At 63.5% G+C, this 14,545-nt stretch carries 11 protein-coding genes and 1 tRNA gene; 8 read left to right on the top strand and 4 right to left on the bottom strand.

The features are described 5' to 3' along the window. The first annotated feature begins 144 nt into the window (after positions 1 to 144). The 3 genes from MB84_RS06515 to MB84_RS06525 all read left to right on the top strand — a co-directional run bounded on the left by MB84_RS06515 (position 145) and on the right by MB84_RS06525 (position 4,061). Positions 145 to 1,281 carry a GNAT family N-acetyltransferase gene (locus MB84_RS06515; RefSeq protein WP_046291182.1) on the top strand — a complete coding sequence of 379 codons (1,137 nt, stop codon included), beginning with the start codon at positions 145 to 147 and terminating at the stop codon, positions 1,279 to 1,281. A 190-nt stretch (positions 1,282 to 1,471) separates the two neighbouring features. Continuing rightward, on the top strand, positions 1,472 to 3,604 hold the full coding sequence (locus MB84_RS06520; RefSeq protein ID WP_046293491.1) for an NAD(+) synthase: 2,133 nt from the start codon (positions 1,472 to 1,474) through the stop codon (positions 3,602 to 3,604). A gap of 118 nt (positions 3,605 to 3,722) precedes the next feature. Further along, positions 3,723 to 4,061 carry a P-II family nitrogen regulator gene (locus MB84_RS06525; protein ID WP_010805431.1) on the top strand — a complete coding sequence of 113 codons (339 nt, stop codon included), beginning with the start codon at positions 3,723 to 3,725 and terminating at the stop codon, positions 4,059 to 4,061. Between the two features lie 109 nt (positions 4,062 to 4,170). On the opposite strand, the gene MB84_RS06530 is transcribed toward MB84_RS06525, so the two are convergent. The 3 genes from MB84_RS06530 to trxB form a co-directional block, all read right to left on the bottom strand. Next, on the bottom strand, positions 4,171 to 4,791 hold the full coding sequence (locus tag MB84_RS06530) for a trimeric intracellular cation channel family protein (RefSeq protein WP_046293492.1): 621 nt from the start codon (positions 4,789 to 4,791) through the stop codon (positions 4,171 to 4,173). A 136-nt stretch (positions 4,792 to 4,927) separates the two neighbouring features. Continuing rightward, positions 4,928 to 5,611, bottom strand: a complete 684-nt coding sequence (locus MB84_RS06535; RefSeq protein WP_046293493.1) for a Smr/MutS family protein — start codon at positions 5,609 to 5,611, stop codon at positions 4,928 to 4,930. Positions 5,612 to 5,803: 192 nt separating this feature from the next. Continuing rightward, complete coding sequence (gene trxB / locus MB84_RS06540) at positions 5,804 to 6,760, bottom strand: thioredoxin-disulfide reductase (protein WP_039399930.1); 957 nt, start codon at positions 6,758 to 6,760, stop codon at positions 5,804 to 5,806. Positions 6,761 to 7,219: 459 nt separating this feature from the next. On the opposite strand from trxB, the gene MB84_RS06545 reads away from it, so the two are divergent. The 5 genes from MB84_RS06545 (at position 7,220) to MB84_RS06565 (ending at position 13,522) form a co-directional block, all read left to right on the top strand. Continuing rightward, positions 7,220 to 9,547: a DNA translocase FtsK gene (locus MB84_RS06545; protein WP_046291183.1), complete on the top strand. Its 2,328-nt coding sequence runs from the start codon at positions 7,220 to 7,222 to the stop codon at positions 9,545 to 9,547. 5 nt (positions 9,548 to 9,552) lie between these two features. Continuing rightward, complete coding sequence (gene lolA / locus MB84_RS06550; protein ID WP_046291184.1) at positions 9,553 to 10,203, top strand: outer membrane lipoprotein chaperone LolA; 651 nt, start codon at positions 9,553 to 9,555, stop codon at positions 10,201 to 10,203. Between the two features lie 163 nt (positions 10,204 to 10,366). Beyond that, a complete protein-coding gene (locus tag MB84_RS06555) occupies positions 10,367 to 11,788 on the top strand; it encodes a replication-associated recombination protein A (protein WP_084009635.1) in 1,422 nt (473 codons plus the stop codon). 236 nt (positions 11,789 to 12,024) lie between these two features. Beyond that, positions 12,025 to 13,329: a serine--tRNA ligase gene (serS, locus tag MB84_RS06560; protein ID WP_046291185.1), complete on the top strand. Its 1,305-nt coding sequence runs from the start codon at positions 12,025 to 12,027 to the stop codon at positions 13,327 to 13,329. Positions 13,330 to 13,431: 102 nt separating this feature from the next. Next, positions 13,432 to 13,522, top strand: a tRNA-Ser gene (locus MB84_RS06565). Positions 13,523 to 13,673: 151 nt separating this feature from the next. Here the strand turns inward: MB84_RS06565 and MB84_RS06570 are convergent. Beyond that, entirely contained in the window at positions 13,674 to 14,501 is an 828-nt protein-coding gene (locus MB84_RS06570) for an ABC transporter permease (protein WP_046291186.1), read from the bottom strand. Positions 14,502 to 14,545 lie beyond the last annotated feature (44 nt).

A 14,545-nucleotide genomic window follows, 5' to 3' on the forward strand; every position in this document is an offset into this window, starting at 1 on the left:
CGACGTTTGTGCTCGCGTCGCATCTTCGTCCTGAAGCCGATGGCAAGTTCGGCGACAATGTCGGCCAGAGGCGGTGTTCCGTGCTGGCCTGAGCGGCAGAAAGCAAGCGGCAGGCAAGCCGCCGGTTCGCAGACGAGGTGTGAAGTGAGCAGCGACGTAGTCATCCGTGTAGTGCAATCGATCGAAGACGTGCCGGCCGACGCGTGGAACGCGCTCGCGGGCGACAACCCGTTCGTGCAGCACGCGTTCCTCCATGCGATGCATGAGACGGGATGCGCGGCCAAGCGTACGGGCTGGCAACCGGCTTATCTGCTCATGCATGCGGAGGATGTGCTCGTCGGCGCGATGCCGCTCTACGTCAAGTCGCATTCCCGGGGCGAATACGTCTTCGACCACGCCTGGGCCGACGCCTTCGCGCGTCACGGTCTCGAGTACTACCCCAAGCTGTTGTGTGCCGTGCCGTTCTCGCCCGTGACCGGTCCGCGTCTGCTCGCACGCACGCAGGCGGATCGCGTGGCGCTGGCGCGTGGTGCGATTGCGTTCGCCCGGCAGCTCGAACTGTCGTCCATCCACGTGCTGTTCACGCACGACGACGATCTGGCCGCGCTGACCGAAGCCGGGTACATGCTGCGCGAGGGGGTGCAGTTTCACTGGGAGAACCCGGGCTTCGCCACGTTCGACGACTTCCTCGCGCAGATGAATCAGGAAAAGCGCAAGAAGCTGAAGCAGGACCGTCGGCGCGTGCGCGAGGCCGGGGTGACTTACCGATGGCTGCATGGCGAGCAGATCGACGACGCGGCGCTCGACTTCTTTTATCGTTGCTACGAGAACACCTACCGCGAGCACTGGAATTCCCCGTACCTGAGTCGCGCGTTCTTCGGGCAGGTGCACGCGACGATGCCCGACGCGCTGCTGCTCGTCATGGCGGAGCGCGACGGCCAGCCGCTCGCGTGTGCCCTCAATGTCGTGAGCGGCGACACGATGTACGGCCGCTACTGGGGCACGACGGACTTCGTCTCCGGCATGCATTTCGAGACCTGCTACGCGCAGGGCATCGAGTACTGCATCGCGCACGGGCTGCGCAGTTTCGAAGGCGGCGCGCAAGGCGTGCACAAGATGTCGCGCGGTCTGTTGCCCACGCCTACGTGGTCGGCCCATTGGATTGCCGACGAACGATTTGCTCAGGCCATCGAGGATTTTCTCGATCGGGAGACGTCCGCGATGGACGAGCACATCGGCGAGCTGGAAGCGCATACGCCGTTCAAGCGACCAGCATCCTGAGGGTTTCGGGACGTACTGTCGTCGAAGGCAGGCCCCGGCAAGGCGGGCCCTCGCGTAATATACTGGCGATTCTTACGCCCGCTTCATTGCCGCTTTTTTGCCGCTTTATCGCCGCATCATCTTCGCCGAACGCCTGACAGGTGCGCCTGCCGACGTCACGGCACGAGGGCGATGCATGGTAGCCGCCGACATGACCAACCGATTTCTCAATCTCTACAATCACGATTTCGCGCGTGTGGCCGTCGGAGTGCCGCAATGCCGCGTCGCCGATCCCGCTTTCAACGCGGCTCAGACCATCGCGCTGGCCCGTCAGGCCGACGCCGAGGGCGCGGTGCTCGTCGCCTTCCCCGAACTCGGTATTCCTGCCTACAGTTGCGAAGACCTGTTCCAGCAGCGCGCCTTGCAGGACGCCTGCGACGCCGCACTGGCCGAGATCGTGGCCGCGAGCCGGGAACTTGGCATTGCGATGATCGTCGGCATGCCGGTACGCGTGCAGCAGCGCTTGTTCAACTGCGCAGTCGTGGTGGCGCGCGGTCGCATTCACGGTGTTGTCCCCAAGACATACCTCCCGAACTACAGCGAGTTCTACGAAGCGCGCCAGTTCAACGCCGCCGATGACGCCGGCGTCGATACTGTCACCCTGCTGGGCAACGACGTGCCGTTCGGTGCGCTCATCTTCGAAGCGGTCGATCAACCGCTGCTGCGCTTTCACTGCGAAATCTGCGAAGACGTCTGGGTGCCGGTGCCGCCGTCGTCGTTCGCGGCGCTCGCGGGCGCGACGGTGCTCGTCAACCTCTCGGCGTCGAACGTGGTCGTGGGAAAGTCGGCCTATCGTCATCAACTGGTCGCTCAGCAGTCGGCGCGTTGCCTCGCCGCGTATCTGTACACCTCGGCCGGACAGGGCGAATCGACGACCGACCTCGCGTGGGACGGACAGGCGCTCATCTACGAGAACGGCGACATGCTCGCCGAGTCGGCGCGCTTCGCCAGTGAGTCGCATCTGATCTTCGCCGACATCGATCTGGAGCGCCTCGCCCGCGAGCGCATGCATCAGACGACGTTCGGTGTGTCGGTGCGCCGTCATGCCGACGAAGTGGCGCGCTTTCGCACGATCAAGGTCGACGTCACCCTGCCGCGCGACGCCGAACTGCCGCTTGCGCGCGCGATTGCGCGCTTCCCCTATGTGCCGTCGGATGCGGCGCGTCGCGACGAGCGCTGCCACGAGGTCTACAACATTCAGGTGCAGGCGCTGATGCAGCGTCTCGCGTCGTCGAAGATTCAGAAGGTCGTGATCGGTGTGTCCGGCGGACTGGACTCGACGCATGCGTTGCTCGTCTGCGCCAAGGTCATGGACCGGCTCGGCTTGCCGCGCGCAAATATTCTCGCGTACACGATGCCGGGCTTCGCCACGAGCGAACGTACGCTGCGCCAGGCGCGCGAGCTGATGGAGGCCGTGGGGTGCACCGCGCGCGAGATCGATATTCGACCGAGTTGCATGCAGATGTTGAAGGACCTCGATCATCCGTTCGCGAAGGGCGAGGAAGTCTACGACGTGACGTTCGAGAACGTGCAGGCGGGCGAGCGCACCAATCACTTGTTCCGTCTCGCGAACCATCTTGGGGCGATTGTGATCGGCACGGGCGACCTGAGCGAGCTAGCGCTGGGCTGGTGCACGTACGGCGTAGGCGATCATATGTCGCACTACAACGTGAACGCCAGCGTGCCCAAGACGCTCATTATGCACCTCGTGCGCTGGGTCGCGGAGACGGGACAGCTGGGGGGCGCAGCGTCGTCGAAAGTGCAGAAGGACGCGAAGGATGCGAAAGATGCGAAGGATGGTAGGGGCGGCAAGGATGGACAGCGCCGCAACGTCCTGATCGATATTCTCGAGACGGAAATCAGCCCTGAACTCGTGCCGGGTAAGGCCAACGGCGCGCCCGAGCAGCGCACCGAGCATTTCATCGGCCCGTACGAGTTGCAGGACTTCAACCTCTACTACACGCTGCGCTTCGGCTATGCACCGAGCAAAGTGGCGTTCCTGTCGTGGAGCGCGTGGCACGATGCGTCGCAGGAGCGCTGGCCGGACGAAGGGCACGCGTCGCGCAACGCCTACGATCTGGTTGCGATCAAGCGCAACCTGCGCATCTTCCTGGACCGGTTCTTCCGCACGAGCCAGTTCAAGCGTTCGTGCATTCCGAACGCGCCGAAGGTCGGCACGGGTGGTTCGCTCTCGCCGCGCGGCGACTGGCGCGCGCCGAGCGATTCGGAGTCGGTGGTGTGGCTGGCGGATCTGGACACGGTGCCGGACGATCCGCAGGCGTAAGTCGATAGGTGGGGCGGCCGGATTGGGGCGAGCGCGCTGTCATCGGCGTGCCGTTCCCGGCCCGGTACAATAGCCGGGCGAAATTGCAGAACATTCCAATCAAGATATCGAGGCGACAATGAAACGCGTAACTGCCATCATCAAACCCTTCAAGCTCGACGAAGTCCGTGAGGCGCTGGCGGAAGTCGGCGTCACCGGCCTGACGGTGACGGAAGTGAAGGGCTTCGGCCGCCAGAAGGGCCACACCGAGCTGTATCGCGGTGCGGAATACGTCGTCGACTTCCTGCCGAAGATCAAGATCGAAGTCGTGGTGAGCGCAGCGCAGGCCGAACAGGTCATCGACGCCGTGCTGGGCGCTGCCCGCACCGGCAAGATCGGCGACGGCAAGATCTTCGTGACCGATGTCGAGCGCGTGATTCGCATTCGCACGGGCGAAGAGGGCGAACAGGCAGTCTGACGGCAGGTTGATCGCCGCAGCGACGCTGTAGCGAGGGCGTTAGAAAAACGAAGGGCGACGGCTGCGTGAGCGGCGTCGCCCTTCGGCGTTTCGGAAGGACCGGACTGATTCAGGACTTGAGGCGCACGTCGAATGCGACGGTGATCAGCCGCACGAAAATCACGGAAAACGCGCTGATCGACAGGGTGTAGACGGGATCGAGGTCGGCGTAAGTCAGCGCAATGTAGATCCATCCGCCAATGAACGCGCAGACGGCGTACGGACGCGTGTCGCGCAGTACCAGGGGCACCTCATTACAAAGGATGTCTCGGATCACGCCGCCGCCCACGCCGGTAATCACGCCCATCATCACCGACATGAATGCCGACATATCGGTCTGCAACGCGAGCGACGTGCCGGACGCGCTGAAGAATCCGAGGCCGATGGCGTCCGTAATGAGCAGCACGCGCTCCGTGGCAACGCGGGAGACGAGCTTCAGCACGACGCCCGTGGACAGCGACAGCACGAGGATGATGACCGAGTACCACTGATGCTGGACCCAGTAGAAGGGACGGTGGTCGAGCAGCACGTCGCGCAACGTGCCGCCGCCGAAGGCGGTTGCGAAGGCCAGCACGAACGCGCCGACCGGATCGAGATGCTGCTTGCGGGCTTCGGCGAAGCCGGAAACGGCGCACGACAATACGGCGATGGCCTCCATGACGGCCAGGATCGTATGCAGCTGAGCGCTCATCTCGTGAATCATCGGCGAATCCTGTTGGGGACAGCGGGCAGTCCCTAGTCAATACGTCGTGATCGGCGGTGAAATCGGCGGTGCCAGCGGTGGCTGGCGGGGATCGGCATCCGGCGCAGGATCGCCGACGCGCGCATCAGTCTCCTGCGCGAGCGCCCCGGGCCTGCGAAGCCTGGAGCAATACTACCAGCGCACCGCCCCCGCCGTCGCGTCCTTGCGCTTGTGCCCACGCCAGCACTTCGTTCTTCTGCGCGAGCCAGCCGCGCACCTTGTCTTTGAGGACCGGCTCGCGGTTCACCGAGCCCAGGCCCTTGCCGTGAATCACGCGAATGCAGCGCAGGCCGCGCTTGACGGCGTCGTGCAGAAACGCCGAGAGCGCTTCGCGGGCTTCGTCGCGGCGCATGCCGTGCAGGTCGATCTGTGCCTGCACCACCCAGTCGCCGCGCTGGAGCTTGAGCACGGCATCGTGGCTGATGCCGGGACGGCGGTACGACAGGCGGTCGTCCGTATCGAGCAGCGCTTCGGGGTCGAATTCGTCGGACAGGGATTCGTGAAGCACGGCGGCTTCGTCTTCCGCGGTCTGACGCGCGACCGGCTCGGGCGGGAAGCGCGGATGCTCGACGCGATTGGTCGAGCCCTTGCTGGCGAGCGGTGCGATCTCGCCGATGCTGTCGCGAAACACGTTGGCATCGCGTTTGGCCTGCGCGGCGCGCTTGGCGGCGGCGATGCGTTCGGCTTCGCGCGCAGCGCTCTCGGTCGCGAGGGCGTCACGGAAGTTGGAGAGGTCGCTGAGGCTGAGTTTTGGTGGTTTCTTGCTCATGATCGTGCGAACAAGGACGTTCAATGGGAGGGGCAACGGTGCGTTGCGTCTGCGCGGTCGCGAAGACGCGTTTGCGCATCATAACGGCTCATGACGTCGGATGGCGACGCCGCAAGTGAAGACGGCGTCCCGGCTGCATGAAACATCACGCAGCCGGGACGCCTCCGTCAGGCGCAAAAAGCGCGAGAGCGATTACTGGTCGAGGTTTTCGAGGTAACGCTGGGCGTCGAGTGCGGCCATGCAGCCCGTGCCGGCACTGGTGATGGCCTGACGGTAGATATGGTCCTGCACGTCGCCTGCGGCAAACACGCCCGGCACGCTGGTGGCCGTGGCGTTGCCGTTCAGGCCGCTGTGCGTGACGATGTAGCCGTTCTTCATTTCGAGCTGACCGTCGAAGATATCCGTGTTCGGCTTGTGGCCGATGGCGATGAACACGCCGTGCAGCGAGATGTCTTCATGCGCGCCCGTCTTGGTGTTCTTGATGCGAACGCCGGTCACGCCGCTGTCGTCGCCCGTCACTTCGTCGAGCACGCTGTCGTACTTGAGTTCGACCACGCCCTGCTTGGCCTTTTCCAGCAGACGGTCGATCAGGATCGGCTCGGCGCGGAACTTGTCGCGGCGGTGGATCACGGTGACCTTGCTGGCGATGTTCGAGAGGTACAGCGCTTCTTCGACCGCGGTGTTGCCGCCGCCGACCACGCAGACTTCCTTGCCGCGATAGAAGAAGCCGTCGCACGTGGCGCAGGCGGACACGCCGCGGCCCGAGAAGGCTTCTTCCGACGGCAGGCCGAGGTACTGTGCCGAGGCGCCGGTCGCGATGATCAGGGCGTCGGCCGTGTATTCACCCGCGTCGCCGATCAGACGCAGCGGGCGCTCGTTCAGATGCACCGTATGAATGTGGTCGAAAATCATCTCGGTGTTGAAGTGCTCGGCGTGCGCCTGCATGCGGGCCATCAGTTCCGGGCCTTGCACGCCGGTCGGATCGCCGGGCCAGTTCTCGACGTCCGTGGTGGTCATCAACTGACCGCCCTGGGCGATACCGGTGATCAGCACCGGGTTGAGGTTGGCGCGCGCGGCGTACACGGCGGCGCTATAGCCGGCGGGGCCGGAACCGAGAATCAGGACTTTGGCGTGCTTGGCAGCAGACATGGAACTCACCGGAAAGGGGTTGGGCGCTGGCGTCGGGCTCCCGAACGCGCACCGCCTGGGGCGCGACCGGGGCTCCGGCGCAAACCGACATTATAAGGGGCCGACGATGGTTCGTTGATGGAGCCTCACAATCGGGGCGATAGCCTTCGGGCTGTTTTTTGGGGCCTGACGACGGCGCCTGAGGCGCCCGAAGCCACCGCACCGGGACGTCTCTTAAATTTGGGGGCAGATGCGCGGGATACAAGCGCGCAGGATCCGGGCGAACGTGGGGCGGGTCCGAACGATTGCGCTGCTTTGCCGCCGAGCCTCCCCGCGTGCGGCGAATCCCTTGGAAGCCGCTCCGTTACGGCTTGTCACGCTTTCCTGAAGGGTTCATGCGTTAATCGATGTAATAGTTGTTTACAATGGAGCATTGCTGCGCGGCAGGCCGCCCGTCTGCCCGCCCAACCGCATGGCTTGATGACGACGAAATCTTCCTACTCTGCTGGTGCCGGATCGTCGTTGCCCAATCGGGTGACGCACCTCTTCCATGAAATCCGCTGGATGGCGCAGGTCGCGCTGATGGTGTTCCTGTTGATGGCGTTGTTCTCCTACAGCCGTCTGGACCCCAGCTGGACGCATGCGGCGCATGTGGAGCGTATCGCCAATTGGGCGGGGCGCGTCGGCGCGTGGGTCGCCGACATGCTGCTGCTCATGCTCGGTCTGTCCGCTTACTGGCTGGTGGTGTTCATCGCCCGCCGCGTGATCTCCGGTTACCGCCGCATTTCCGCCAGACGCGAAGCGCCTCCGCTGCGCGAACGCCTCGCGAGTGGCGGCTGGGTGGAGATCGTCTCCTCGCTCATGGTGCTGCTCTCGAGCGCCGGTATCGAATCACTGCGTCTGTACCGTCTCAAGGCCCAGTTGCCGCGCGCATCGGGCGGCGTCATCGGCGAGACCGTCGGCGGCTTCTTCCAGCATGCGCTCGGCTTCACGGGCGGCACGCTGGCGTTGCTGCTGGTCTTCGCCTTCGGCCTGTCGCTGCTGTTCCATTTCTCCTGGTTGTCCGCCGCCGAAAAGGTCGGTGCGCTGATTCTCGATACCGGCACGGTGATCCGTCGCCGCCGCGAGGCGCGTCAGGACCGTCGTCTGGGCGAAGAAGCGGCGATTGCGCGCGAAGGTGCCGTCGTTCAGAACCGTGTACGCGCGGAAGTCCACGAGCCGGTGCAGATCGTGCCGCCGGTCAAGGTGGTGCCCAAGAGTGAGCGCGTCGAGAAGGAAAAGCAGGCCCCGCTGTTCGCCGACCTGCCGGATTCGATCCTGCCGCCGCTCGCGCTGCTTGACCCGACCCCGGTCGCACAGGAAACGGTGTCGGGCGAGACGCTGGAATTTACGTCACGCCTGATTGAGAAGAAGCTCAAGGATTTCGGCGTGGAAGTGAGCGTCGTGGCCGCTTATCCCGGCCCCGTCATCACGCGTTACGAAATCGAACCGGCCACGGGCGTCAAGGGCAGTCAGATCGTGAATCTGGCGAAGGATCTGGCGCGTTCGCTTTCGCTGGTGTCGATCCGGGTGGTCGAGACCATTCCGGGCAAGAATTTCATGGGGCTGGAGTTGCCGAATCCGCGTCGTCAGACGGTGCGGATGACGGAAATTCTCGGCTCGGAGGTCTACAACAGTTCGTCGTCGCTGTTGACGCTCGCCCTCGGCAAGGACATCGGCGGCAAGCCGGTCGTGGCCGATCTGGCGAAGATGCCTCACCTGCTCGTGGCCGGTACGACCGGTTCGGGCAAGTCGGTGGGGATCAACGCCATGATTCTGTCGTTGCTGTATAAGGCGACGGCCGAGCAGGTCCGGCTCATCCTGATCGATCCGAAGATGCTCGAAATGAGCATGTACGAGGGCATCCAGCATCTGTTGTGCCCGGTGGTGACGGATATGCGTCAGGCCGGTCATGCGCTGAACTGGGTGGTGGCCGAGATGGAGCGCCGCTACAAGCTGATGAGCAAGCTGGGCGTTCGCAATCTGGCGGGCTACAACAACAAGATCGACGACGCCGCCAAGCGTGAAGAACATATTCCGAATCCGTTCTCGCTGACGCCGGAAGAACCCGAGCCGTTGCAGCGTCTGCCGTACATCGTGGTCGTGATCGACGAACTGGCCGATCTGATGATGGTCGTCGGCAAGAAGGTCGAAGAGTTGATCGCGCGGATTGCGCAGAAGGCGCGCGCGGCGGGCATTCACCTGATTCTGGCGACGCAACGTCCGTCGGTCGACGTCATTACCGGTCTGATCAAGGCCAACGTGCCCACGCGCGTGGCGTTCCAGGTGTCGTCGAAGATCGATTCGCGCACGATTCTGGATCAGCAGGGTGCCGAGACGCTGCTGGGCATGGGCGACATGCTCTACATGCCGCCGGGCACCGGGTTGCCGTTGCGTGTGCACGGTGCGTTTGTCTCCGATGACGAAGTGCATCGTGTGGTCGAGCGGCTCAAGGAGCAAGGCGAGGCCAACTACGTCGAAGGTCTTCTCGACGGTGCGGTCGAAGGCGAAGACGGCGGTATCGACGGTGCGGGCGGCGGCGGTGGGACCGGCGAGGGGGGCGGCGAGTCCGATCCTCTTTACGATCAGGCCGTGGCCGTGGTGCTCAAGCAGCGCCGCGCGTCGATCTCGCTGGTGCAGCGCCATTTGCGCATCGGCTACAACCGGGCGGCGCGCCTGCTCGAACAGATGGAACAGTCCGGCGTCGTGTCGGCGATGGCGAGCAATGGCAACCGGGAAATTCTGGTGCCGAATCGCGAGGGAGAATAAAGCATATGCTGGGATTCAAGCGCGGCTTGCCGCTCATGGTGGGGGCCGTCGGTGTGACGCTGGCGGCGCTGGTCGCGCCGGCTTACGCGAGCGGTACGGCACAACTCAAGGCGTTCGCGGCGCAGGTGAAGTCTGCGCGCGGCGAGTTCGAGCAGAAGCAGGTCAAGGGACAGCAGAACGGCGAGATGAAGGTGACGAACAATGCGTCGGGCACGTTCGAGTTCTCGCGTCCCGGCCAGTTTGTCTGGCATTACACCAAGCCTTACGATCAGTTGCTGCAGGCGGACGGCACGACGCTCTACGTCTACGACAAGGATCTGAATCAGGTGACCGAGCGCAAGCTGGGCGACTCGCTGGGCGCAAGCCCCGCCGCGATCCTGTTCGGTAGCAACGACATCGAAAAGAGCTTCACGCTCAAGGATGCCGGTGTGAAGAACGGCATCGACTGGGTCGAGCTTAAGCCGAAGTCGCAGGACACGCAGTTCCAGCGCGTGGGCATCGGTTTTCGCGACGGCAACCTCGCCGCGATGGAACTATACGATGCATTCGGCAACGTGACCTTGCTCACGTTCAGCAACATGCAGAAGAACCCGCCGTTACCGGCGGGAAACTTCAAGTTCATGGTGCCCAAGGGGGCGGACGTGATCAAGGGTTGAGCTTGCGCCGACCTGTTCCCCTGCCACCCGGTGTCGCCTGAGTATCGTCTGAGCGTTGCCTCAGAAGCGCTTTGCGGGCGAGCCGGTCCTCGGGCTGGCATAATGGGGACATCTGATTATCTGACTGCGGCCGGGGACATCCCCGGCCGCGCTGCTTGAGAACATGCCAAACGACGCCCCTTTGTCGGCTTCGGTGCCTTTGGCCGAGCGCCTTCGCCCCCATACCATCGACGATGTGATTGGCCAGCGTCACTTGCTGGGCAAGGGAAAGCCTTTGCGCGTTGCATTCGAAGCGGGCCGTCCTCATTCGATGATTCTCTGGGGCCCGCCGGGTGTCGGCAAAACGACGCTCGCGCGCCTGATGGCGGACGCCTTCAAGGCTTACTTCATCGCGCTGTCGGCCGTGCTCTCCGGCGTAAAGGACATCCGCGACGCCGTCGAGGCCGCGCAGATTCAGCGTGCGCAGGGCAAGCAGACGGTCGTGTTCGTCGACGAAGTCCATCGCTTCAACAAGGCACAGCAGGACGCGTTCCTGCCGCACGTCGAATCCGGTTTGTTCATCTTCGTCGGTGCGACGACGGAAAACCCGTCGTTCGAGGTAAACGGCGCATTGCTTTCGCGTGCGGCAGTGTACGTGCTCAAGAGCCTGAACGACGAAGAGCTCGGCGAGATGGTCACGCGTGCAGCGCATGAGCTGGGCGATATCGGATTGACGGATGAAGCCCGTCAGGGGCTGATCGATTCGGCGGATGGCGACGGTCGCAAGCTGTTGAACAACGTCGAAATCGTGGCGCAGGCTGCGATGTCGCAGGACATGGAGACGATCGACGAGGCGCTGCTGGCCAGTGTGCTCGCCGAGAATCTGCGTCGCTTCGACAAGGGCGGCGACGCGTTCTACGATCAGATCAGCGCGCTGCACAAGTCGGTGCGCGGCAGTTCGCCGGACGGCGCGCTGTACTGGTTCTGCCGCATGCTCGACGGCGGTGCCGATCCGCGTTATCTGGCGCGCCGGATCGTGCGCATGGCGTGGGAAGACATCGGACTGGCCGACCCGCGTGCGGCGCGCATTGCGCTGGATGCGGCCGAGACGTACGAGCGTCTTGGCACACCCGAGGGCGAACTGGCATTGGCGCAGGCGATTCTGTATCTTGCGTCGGCCCCGAAGTCGAATGCGGGCTACAACGCGTACAACCAGGCGCGGGCGTTCGTCGGCAAGGACAAGTCGCGCGCGGTGCCCATTCATTTGCGCAATGCGCCGACCAAGCTGATGAAAGAACTCGGCTATGGTCACGAGTATCGCTACGCGCACGACGAGCCGGATGCCTATGCTGCCGGTGAGACGTATTTCCCCGACGATTTGCGTGCGCAGAACTGGTATCGTCCGGTGCCGCGCGGTCTGGAAGGCAAGATCGGGGAGAAGCTGAACTGGCTGAAGTCGCTCGATGCCGAATGGCGTCGTGCGAATGCCAAGGGACGCAAGTCCGACGCCCTGGCGAAGACGCCGACGGCTGGGAAGACGTCGTCTCCATCCTCATCGTCCGAGAAAACGCCGCCTGCCGAGTCCGGGGACGACGAGTCCGCGTGAGTCTGCGCGCTGTCGTACGGGGCGGGCGGCGATAACACGCTGCATGGTGGGCTGCCAGCGGTCTGCCATAACGTCTCGGCACGCGGCGACATGTCAAATCGCGTCATAGCGCTGTGCGTTTGGTAAAATCCCGCCATTAGTGCCGTCGTCGGCGAGAAAGCACTGGCACCGTCGCCGTCGGCCAACACCCAATTCATGGTCCACTCACGTGGGCCGCTCACCATAGATTTCCCACCATGCTCGACATTCAACTTCTTCGCAAGGATCTCGACGGCGTTGCTGCGCGACTTAAAGCGCGCGGCTTCACGCTGGACGTGGCGGCGTTCGCTGCGCTCGAGGCGGAGCGCAAGCAGATTCAGACGCAAACCGAGGAGCTTCAGGCGCGTCGCAATGCGTTGTCGAAGCAGGTTGGCATGAAGAAGGGCAAGGGCGAGGACGCCTCGGCCGAGATCGCTGAAGTCGGTGGCATCGCGGACACGCTCAAGGCGTCGTCGGTACGCCTGGAAGAGATTCAGACGCGCCTGTCGGATTTGCTGCTGGGCGTGCCGAACCTGCCGCACGAGAGCGTGCCGGTCGGCTCGGACGAAACGCAGAACGTGGAAGTGCGCCGCTGGGGCACGCCGCGCGAGTTCGACTTCACGCCGCGCGATCACGTCGATCTCGGTGCAGCGTTGGGTCTGGATTTCGACGCAGCGGCCAAGCTCGCCGGGGCACGTTTTTCGGTGATCAAGGGCGGCATTGCACGTCTGCATCGTGCGCTGGCGCAGTTCATGCTCGACACGCACACGAGCGAGCATGGCTATACGGAAACGTACGTGCCGTACATCGTGAATGCCGCGTCGATGCGTGGCACGGGTCAGTTGCCGAAGTTCGAGGACGACCTGTTCAAGGTGCCGCGCAAGGTCGGCGGCGAAGAGGGCGAGCGTACCGAAAACTTCTATCTGATTCCGACGGCGGAAGTGTCGCTGACGAATCTGGTGCGTGACGAGTTGCTGCCGAACGATGCATTGCCGATGAAGATGGTGGCGCATACGCCGTGCTTCCGCTCGGAAGCGGGCAGCTACGGCAAGGACACGCGCGGCATGATTCGCCAGCACCAGTTCGACAAGGTCGAGTTGGTGCATGTGGTGCGTCCGGAGGAATCGTACGACGCGCTTGAACAACTCGTGGGTCACGCCGAGACGATTTTGCAGAAGCTTGGGTTGCCGTATCGCACACTGGTGCTGTGCACGGGCGACATGGGATTCGGCAGTGCAAAGACGTACGACATGGAAGTCTGGATTCCGGCACAGAACACGTATCGTGAGATTTCGTCGTGCTCGAACATGGAGAGCTTCCAGGCGCGCCGGATGCAGGCACGTTTTCGCAATGCGCAGAACAAGCCGGAGCTGGTGCACACGTTGAACGGTTCGGGTCTTGCGGTGGGACGCGCGCTGGTGGCGGTGCTGGAGAACTATCAGAATGCCGATGGTTCGGTGACGGTGCCGGACGTGCTGCGTCCGTACATGGGCGGCATCGAGCGTCTTGTGCCCGCAGCGTAAAAAATTTTGAAAAAGAGGTTGTCGAAAAAAGAAATTCGGCTATAATCTCTTTCTCGCTGCTTGAGGCCACTCAGGCAGCGAACCAAAGCAGAAAGAACGCTTGGAGAGGTGGCAGAGTGGTCGAATGCGCCGGACTCGAAATCCGGTGTACGGTTATACCGTACCGTGGGTTCGAATCCCACCCTCTCCGCCAAGCACACAATGAAGCCCTTGAATTTCAAGGGCTTTTTTGTTTTGTGCGCCAGTGACTTACAAAATGACTATCAAGGCGCTGGCCGCGTTCGCGCAGCCGATGATAGGCGACCAGCGTTATCGTCCCTCGCCGTGGCTCGCGCGCCGCCGGTTCAGCCCAACGCCTGACTTGCAGCCGCTGCGCGCCCCCGCAACCAGTTGATGCTGGCGAACAGCAGCACGGCGAACACGATAAGCATGGTGGCGACGGCGAGGATCGACGGGTCGATTGAATCGCGGATGCCGCTCCACATCTGACGCGGCACGGTCTTCTGATCCGGTCCGCCGATGAACAGGATCACGATCACTTCATCAAACGACGTCGCAAAGGCGAACACACTGCCGGTCGCGACCGCAGGCGTGATGAGCGGGAGCGTTACGCGCCGGAATGTGGCCCATGGCGTCGCACCCAGACCGGACGCCGCGCGCAGCAGGCTCTGGTCAAACGACAGCAGTGAGGCCGTTACGGTAATGACGACGAACGGCGTGCCGAGCGCGGCGTGCGCCAGAATGACCCCCGGATACGAGTTCACGAGACCCAGCGGCGCGAAGATCAGATAGAAGCCGGCCGCCACCACGACGATCGGCACGATCATCGGCGAGATGATGATCGGCATGATGACCGAGCGCAGGGGAAATTGCGACCGGCTCAAGCCCAATGCAGCCAGTGTTCCGAGACCCGTGGCAATCAGCGTCGACGCCGCGCCGATGCCGATGCTGTTGAGCAACGCGCGTTGCCAGTCGGGACTCGTGAGCGCCTGTTCGTACCAGCGCACCGAAACCCCCGTCATCGGATACGAGAAATACGAGCCGGCGTTAAACGACAGCGGCACGATGGCGAGAATCGGCGCGACCAGAAAGAGGAGCGTGAGCGCCGTGTGCAGGCGCACCCAACGCCACGCCACGCGCTCGGCCACCACGGTGTTGCGTTTGTCCTGCATGGTGCTATCTCCGGTGAATCCGTTGTCCTGCCTGCCGGGCACGC

The sequence above is a fragment of the Pandoraea oxalativorans genome (assembly GCF_000972785.3).
In the GTDB taxonomy this organism is placed as follows: Bacteria; Pseudomonadota; Gammaproteobacteria; order Burkholderiales; family Burkholderiaceae; genus Pandoraea; species Pandoraea oxalativorans.